The organism is Clostridium tarantellae, from assembly GCF_009295725.1.
In the GTDB taxonomy this organism is placed as follows: Bacteria; Bacillota; Clostridia; order Clostridiales; family Clostridiaceae; genus Sarcina; species Sarcina tarantellae.
Genome location: NZ_WHJC01000222.1, coordinates 1 through 5,624 on the forward strand (window position 1 = coordinate 1; position 5,624 = coordinate 5,624).

General features: G+C 25.3%; 3 protein-coding genes. 2 read left to right on the plus strand and 1 reads right to left on the minus strand.

From position 1 onward, the window contains the following. A partial coding sequence (locus tag GBZ86_RS11955; RefSeq protein ID WP_152890962.1) for a ribonuclease J occupies positions 1–1,642 on the minus strand: 1,642 nt, incomplete at its 3' end. A 211-nt stretch (positions 1,643–1,853) separates the two neighbouring features. Here GBZ86_RS11955 and GBZ86_RS11960 point away from each other — a divergent pair. Beyond that, positions 1,854–3,317 (plus strand): glycosyltransferase, encoded by a 1,464-nt coding sequence (locus tag GBZ86_RS11960; RefSeq protein WP_152890963.1) that lies wholly within the window; start codon positions 1,854–1,856, stop codon positions 3,315–3,317. Between the two features lie 13 nt (positions 3,318–3,330). Beyond that, entirely contained in the window at positions 3,331–5,280 is a 1,950-nt protein-coding gene (locus tag GBZ86_RS11965; protein WP_152890965.1) for a glycosyltransferase, read from the plus strand. Positions 5,281–5,624 lie beyond the last annotated feature (344 nt).

A 5,624-nucleotide genomic window follows, 5' to 3' on the forward strand; every position in this document is an offset into this window, starting at 1 on the left:
GAATAATAGTAGGTCTTCTTTTAGTATTTTCATATAAATATTCTTCAATTTCTTTTTTAACTTTATTTTTAAGTATATACCATTCTATTATTTTATTACTTAAACAACTTTCTAACTCTCTTCTAGCAATATCTTTAACTTCTTTTATTAAAGCTTCTGATTCTTTTACATATATAAAACCTCTTGTTATAACATCAGGTCCAGCTATTATACTATAAGTATATTTTTCTATGGCAAAAACTATGGTTATCATTCCATCTTGTGCTAAATGTCTCCTGTCTCTAAGAACTATATTACCTACATCTCCCACACTTAATCCATCAACTAATATATTACCTGAATGAACCTTACCTTTAACTTCAGCATTATTTTCTTTAATAGATAAAACTTGCCCCGTTTCTAACAAAAACATATTTTTGCGTGGCATTCCTAATTTCTCTATTAAATCACTATGATGCTTTAAATGTCTATATTCTCCATGAATAGGCATAAAATATTGTGGTTTAACTAAAGTATAAATTAGCTTTAATTCTTCCTGACAAGCATGACCTGAAACATGAACATCCTCTAGATCTTTATAAATTACATCAGCACCTTTTTTATAAAGTTCATTTATAACTTTAGAAATCAACTTATCATTTCCTGGTATAGGAGAGGCTGAAATTATAAATACATCATTCTTTTCAATTTTTATTTTTCTGTGAGTAGAAAAAGCTATTCTTGCTAAAGCTGCCATTGGTTCTCCTTGGCTTCCTGTAGTTATTATAGTAACTTTATTGTTTTCATAATTATCAATTTGGTCTAGTTCAATTATACAGTCTTCTGGTATATGTAAATATCCTAGCTCTCTAGCTACTTTAGAAATACTCTCCATACTTCTTCCATTAAAAACTACCTTTCTACCATATTTAATAGATACATTTATAATTTGTTGCATTCTATGAATATTAGAAGCAAAAGTAGCTATTATTACTCTTCCTTTAGCACTTGAAAAAATTCTTAATAAGGTTTGCCCTATTGTGCTTTCAGAAATAGAACATCCTGAGCGTTCTACATTAGTACTATCAGACATTAAAAGTAATACTCCTTTTTTCCCCAAAAAAGATATTCTTTCTAAATCCATAGTGTTTCCATCAATAGGTGTATAATCTATTTTAAAGTCACCTGTGTGAAATATAATTCCTATAGGAGTATGAATTGCTATACTACAGGAATCTGCTATACTATGAGTATTTCTAATAAATTCAACTTTCAAATCACCACATTCTATAATATCACCATGATTAACTACTAACAGCTTACATTCCTTTAATAGATTATGTTCCTTTAGTTTAGTTTCTATAATACCTAGCGTCAATTTCGTTCCATAAACTGGAATATTTAATTGTTTTAAAATATATGGTAATGCTCCTATATGGTCTTCATGTCCATGAGTTATAAAAAATCCCTTTACCTTTTTTGAATTTTCTAATAAATATTTTATATCTGGTATTATTAAATCTACACCATACATCTCTTCATCTGGAAAAGCTAATCCACAATCTATAACTATTATTTCATCATTAAATTGTATAGCCGTTATATTTTTCCCAATTTCTCCAAGCCCCCCCAAAGGAATAATATTTAAATTATTTTCATTCATGCTAAAACACCTCCTAAAACTAAAATTTCCACATATTAAAATACTTTAACTTTATATTTAATTTATCCAATATTATCACTTTTAATTCTTATACAATACCTTATAAGGTTTTTAAATTTTAAAATAAAAATTAATAAAAAAGCACTTTTTCCATTTTATTACATATATTGTATTGTAGCAACTTATTGAATAAATTAATATAGGAGGATTTATGAGATTAAGCGTATGTTTAATAGCAAAAAATGAAGAAAATAACATTGGTAAATGTTTAAAAAGCGTACAAGGTTTAGCTGATGAAATAATAGTAGTAGATACTGGTTCTGAAGATAGCACTGTAGAAATAGCTAAAAGCTTAGGAGCTAAAATATTTTATCATAAATGGAATAATAGTTTTGCAGATGCTAGAAATGTGTCTTTAGATAATGCTACTGGAGATTGGATACTTTGTTTAGATGCTGATGAAGAAATTCCAAAGGATGATTCTGAAAAATTAAGAAAATACTTTGAATCTGAGAAATTTTATCAAGGATTCTTTTTTAGATCAGTTAATATATTAAATGGTGCTGAAACAGATAGTTTTATTGTACTTAGAGCTTTTAGAAACAGACCTGAACATAGATTTGTAGGAAGAATTCATGAACAAGTTCCTATAGTTGGAGGTTTTGATAATGTTCGTACTACTGATGTAAGAATATTTCATTACGGATATGATCCCAATATAGTTGATGAAAATAAAAAAAGTCAACGTAACTTAGATATATTATTATCTTTACCTGAAGAAGAAAAAACAGGTTATTACTATTATAATTTAGGAAATGAATACGCTAAAATGCATGATTTCAAAACAGCATTAACTATATATAACAAGTCTATACAAAAAAGTAATTTTAACACTTCAAGAGAAATTTATTTTGCATATTTAATAATAAATATTTTAAAATCTTATTTAGCTTTAAACAAATTTACAGATATGGTTAATACTGTGGAAAAATATAAAGTTTATTTTCCAAACTTTAAAGATATGTATTTCATGGCAGCTTTGGCTGAAAGAGAATGTGGAAAGTATAGTCGTTCAAAATTTTATTTAAACAAATATACAACTTGTAAAGATGGTAATTATGATTATCCTGATAATGGTTTTGATAAAAGTAATAATTTATCAGCTTTATTTGATGAATTAAACAATATGATAGTATGGCATCCTAGTGGACTTTTAACAACTTGTATAATAGTAACTTCCCCTGAAGGAAAATTAATAGATTGTGTAAAAAGTTGTAATGAACTTTCAGATGAAATTTTAATTATAGATGCAAATTCTAATCATGAAGATATAAAAAATGTAAGTAACTATGGTGCTAAAGTCATAGGAACTACTAAAAATAATATTTTAAAAACTATGATAAAGAAATCTTCAATGAAATGGATTCTATGGTTAAATCCTAATGAAGTATTTCCTTACGGGCAACAAAGTTATTTAGTAGATGAATTAAATAATACAAAAGCAACTGGTATTAAATTAGCAGTTTTAGATTTAAAAACATATATTACACAATCAGAACTTAGAATATTAAAAAAACAAAATATTAAAGCTAATTCTATAGAAGAGTTAGAAAAAACCTTATTAACTTCTAGTAAAAAAATAGATTCTTTAGATTCAAATATTTTCAAATATTAATAGGAGGCTAATAATGAACAATATAAAAAGAGTATTAATAGGTAGTCCTGTTCATCAGAAATATGAAATTTTATTAGAATTTTTAAAATCTTTAGAAGAATTAGAAAAAACTAATCTTAAAGTAGATTATTGCTTTGTAGATGATAATTCTGATAAAAATTCATCAAAGCTATTAAATGATTTTAAAGAAAAACATGAAAATGTAACATTACTTAACGTAGACTTATCTTCTGAAGAAGATCAACAATACTATTGTGATGATTATACCCATAGATGGAATAATTCTTTAGTAGATAAAGTTACTAAATTTAAAAATGAAATTATTAAATTTGCAGTAAAAGAAAACTTTGATTATTTATTTTTTATAGATTCTGATATAGTTTTACAAATTCCTACACTTGTTACTTTAGTTGAAGCTAATAAAGATATCATCTCTAATGTATTTTGGACTAGATGGAGCCCTGAAGGTCCTGAACTTCCTCAAGTTTGGGTGAAGGATGCTTATACTTTTTATAATGCAGATGCAATTAATCCAATTCCTCAAGAAGAAGCTCAACGTCTTAGTAATGAATTTATAAATATGCTTAAGGTTCCCGGACTTTATAAAGTTGGTGGTTTAGGTGCTTGTACTTTAATCTCTAAAAAAGCATTACAAAAAGGTGTTAATTTTAATAAGATTTATAATATTTCTTTTTGGGGTGAAGATAGAGCTTTCTGCATAAGAGCTGCTGCTTTAGGATTTGAACTTTTTGTTGATACTCACTATCCTGCTTACCATATATATAGAAATAATGATTTAGAAGGAGTTGAGGAATTTAAAAAAAATTCTGCCAAAAGAGATTTAGAATTAATATCTTATCAAGTTGCCGATATAGTAGCTAAAGCTTTAATAAATTTAGAAACTTATTCCTATAAAAAACCCTTTAATACAGAATGGGAAAAAGATTTTACTGAAAGAGAAAGATTAGTTCAAAAAAATAGACTTAATAATTTAAAAGAAAATTTAATTGCTACTAAAACTATAAATAAAGCTACTTTAGAAAATTTAAATATAACTCTTTATGACGGTTATGAACAAATATTGCTAAAATGTGATTTAATTAATACTGGATATAAAAATAATTATAGCTATCAAAATAAATTTGAGCTTACTACAAAAGTTAATAAAATTAAAGATCAATGGCTTATAGATGAATTAACATTTCAAAACAAACCCTTTTCTAATGTATTACCTTTAATAAGAAAGGTTAATGATAAAAATAAATTAACTTTATCTATGATTGTAAAAAATGAAGAAGGTAGATATTTAGAAACAGCTTTAAATCAACATAGAAAATATATAGATAATGCCATCATAATAGATGATGGTAGTACAGATAAAACAAAAGAAATTATAAAGGATTTATTAGGAGATAAAAACTTAATTTTAATAGAAAATAAAAATTCTATGTTTTCTAATGAAATAAATTTAAGAAAACTTCAATGGAAAGAAACCATTAAAACTAACCCTGATTGGATTCTTAATTTAGATGCTGATGAAATATTTGAAGATAGTTTTGCTGAAGGTGTTCATAATCTTATAGATAATAATTTTGATGTGGATTCTTATATTTTTAGACTATATGATTTTTGGGATATGGAGCATTATAGAGATGATGGGCTTTGGTGTGCACATAATACTTATAGACCATTTTTAACTAGATATCAACGTAACTTTAATTATATTTGGCATGAAACTGCTCAACACTGCGGACGTTTTCCTAAAAATTTAGAACATTTGAGAATGGCAAAAAGCAACTTTAGATTAAAACATTTTGGTTGGGCTCGTGAAGAAGATAGACTAGCTAAATACGAAAGATATATGAAACTAGATCCTAATGGTGAATTTGGAGTACTTGCTCAATATAAATCTATTTTAGATCTTCATCCTAACATTACCAAATGGAAAGAAAATGAAAATTAAAAAAGCTATGATGCACTTTTGTGCATCATAGCTTTTTTAAAATCTAATAAAACTTATATAATTCCTCTAGATAATGATCTTTTTAATTAAATGCTTTTGAAATTTATTACATTTTATTAATTTATTATACAATATACTAATATGCTAATATTCGCAACCTATTATTCAATAAATATCATTTAATATTATTATTTTTATCATTTTATTAACAAACTCCTTTTCAAATTAATATTTTAAAAGTTTTAACTATTTTTATCTTTAAACAAAAAAAAATCGTAATATTAAATTAAAATCTTTTTTTATTTAATAAATAATTAGAATTTTTAATTATTATTGATTATTTA

Bases quoted from the DNA above. Each gene is read 5' to 3' on its own strand.
- GBZ86_RS11965 (WP_152890965.1), top strand. From the start codon at position 3,331: ATGAACAATATAAAAAGAGTATTAATAGGTAGTCCTGTTCATCAGAAA.
- GBZ86_RS11960 (WP_152890963.1), top strand. From the start codon at position 1,854: ATGAGATTAAGCGTATGTTTAATAGCAAAAAATGAAGAAAATAACATT.